The following is a 2,387-nucleotide window of genomic DNA, read 5'->3' as shown; positions in this document are numbered from 1 at the left end:
CAAATCAATAATGCAGACAAGTGGCGATGTATCATTAAAAGTATTTTTCTAAAAACCCTGAGTGATTTTTCTAATTCATGTTACTATGGAAGAAAAAAGCAGGAGGTGTGATTAGTGACCATTTTCTTGAGACTGTGGAAGAAAATCTCCAAGATGGATTTTAGTGTGATTTTAGTACTTTCGGCAGCCATTGTCTTATTTGGTACATTTTCTATTCACATTTTGGAGCCTGAAACATTCCCAACGCTATTTGAGGGCTTTTGGTGGACAATGACCACTCTTACGACCGTGGGATATGGCGATTATTTTCCGGTGACTACAGCAGGAAGGATATTGGGTGTCTTTCTTTTCATCTTCGGTATCGGGATACTGGGATTGTTGATCAGCAAAATCATGGATGTGCTGGCAACCTACCATACACTTAAAAGGGAGGGAAAGCTTGTGTATAAGAATAAAGGGCACTATATCTACATTGGATGGTCCGCGAGAACGGAGAGAGCCATCAAAGAGGTGCTTGCCAATCGGGCTGATAAAGAAATCGTCTTGGTCGATCATTTGGATTCATCCCCTTTTTCTCATGATCAATTGCACTTTATAAGTGGGGACCCTTCTAATGAGGAAACGTTAATGAAGGCAAATATTACTGAAGCAGACCGGGTGGCCATTTTTTCTGACATGTCCATAACGCAGCCTGTGCTGGCGGACGGAAAATCATTATTGATAGCCTCTGCAGTAGAGGCGCTATCCAAGAAGCATAACGCTAATATTCATTCCGTTGTTGAAGTGATGGAAGAAAAGAATATACCTTTATTTAACCATATTGATGTGGATGATTTTGTCCTTTCTAATGATTCAGTGTCTCTATTAATGGCGAAAGCAACACTCCAGCCTGGGACAACAGGATTATTCAGACAGCTTTTGAGCAAGAAATTCGGGAAAAACATACATGAATTCACTCCATTGGCTGATTGGAAATCTTATAAAGATGCTTCTCAATTTTTGTTCGATAGAGGAGCCGTCCTTATTGCGGTCAATGAAGACATGGACTTCAGCAATGCAGCAGAAAAAAAGCTTGATAAGGATGACACTCTTTACATAATTTGCGATGACCAAATCTATCAGGATTTAATCAGGACAACAACATAAGCAATGCACTGTTTGAACTGCAGCCGGTTTTTCATATCGTATCGGTGATTCTAAGCATACTCTCCGCGGAAACACAAAAAAGCTTGAGGAATGATCCCTCAAGCTTTTTTTGATTGTATTAGCTCCAAACGCTTCTGACGATGTTTGTTTGGGAACGGTCAGGACCTACAGAGAAGATAGACAATGGAATGCCTGTCAGCTGTGAAACACGCTCAAGATAGTGACGGGCATTTGCAGGCAGCTCACTTAAAGATTTGCAGCCTGTGATGTCTTCTGTCCAGCCAGGAAGTTCTTCGTATACAGGTTCACATTCGGCAAGGATATTCAGGTTTGCCGGGAACTCATTGATCACTTCACCTTTATATTTATATGCTGTACAGATTTTCAAGTTCTCGATCCCTGTAAGTACATCAATGGAATTAAGGGAAAGATCTGTCATTCCACTCACACGGCGGGCATGCCTTACAACCACACTGTCGAACCAGCCGACACGGCGCGGACGTCCTGTTGTTGTACCGTATTCACGGCCGACTTCGCGGATTTGATCGCCAATCTCATTGTTCAATTCTGTCGGGAATGGGCCGTCTCCTACACGAGTTGTATAAGCTTTTGATACGCCCACTACATGAGAGATTTTTGTCGGTCCTACACCTGAACCGATCGTCACTCCACCTGCTACAGGGTTGGAAGATGTTACGAATGGATATGTTCCCTGGTCAATGTCGAGCATAACTCCTTGAGCACCTTCAAACAGGACGCGGCGTCCCTCATCAAGGGCGTCGTTCAATACAACAGATGTATCGCAAACATACTGTTTGACTTGCTGGCCGTATTCATAATATTCCTCAAGGATTTCATCAAGTGTGAATCCTTCAGTTTCGTAAAAACGCTCTAATAAGCGGTTTTTTTCCTCGAGATTTCTTGTCAGCTTTTCTTTAAAAGAATCATAATCAAGCAAATCAGCGATCCTGATACCGTTACGTGCCGCTTTATCCATATAAGCAGGACCGATTCCTTTTTTGGTTGTACCGATCTTATTGGCACCTTTACGCTCTTCTTCCACTTCATCCAATTTCAAATGATAAGGAAGAATAACATGCGCACGGTTGCTTATACGCAGGTTATCCGTTGTGACGTCACGGTCGTGAAGATATTTCAACTCTTTTACAAGAGCTTTTGGGTCGACAACCATGCCGTTCCCAATTACAGATGTTTTATCTTTATAGAAGATTCCGGATGGA

2 protein-coding genes are annotated in these 2,387 nt (G+C 42.3%); one reads left to right on the top strand and one right to left on the bottom strand.

Annotated features, from left to right (window positions below):
* Positions 1 to 114 precede the first annotated feature (114 nt).
* Positions 115 to 1,146, top strand: a complete 1,032-nt coding sequence (locus tag BSG1_RS19040) for a potassium channel family protein (RefSeq protein WP_232214261.1) — start codon at positions 115 to 117, stop codon at positions 1,144 to 1,146.
* A 118-nt stretch (positions 1,147 to 1,264) separates the two neighbouring features.
* Here BSG1_RS19040 and purA read toward each other — a convergent pair.
* Positions 1,265 to 2,387, bottom strand: a 1,123-nt coding sequence (purA, locus tag BSG1_RS19035) for an adenylosuccinate synthase (protein WP_006838863.1), incomplete at its 5' end; no start/stop codon positions are given.

The sequence above is a fragment of the Bacillus sp. SG-1 genome (assembly GCF_000181495.1).
Lineage (GTDB): Bacteria > Bacillota > Bacilli > Bacillales > Bacillaceae_B > Rossellomorea.
Note: the sequence above shows the minus strand (reverse complement) of the source record. Positions and strands in the feature narration are given on the sequence as shown.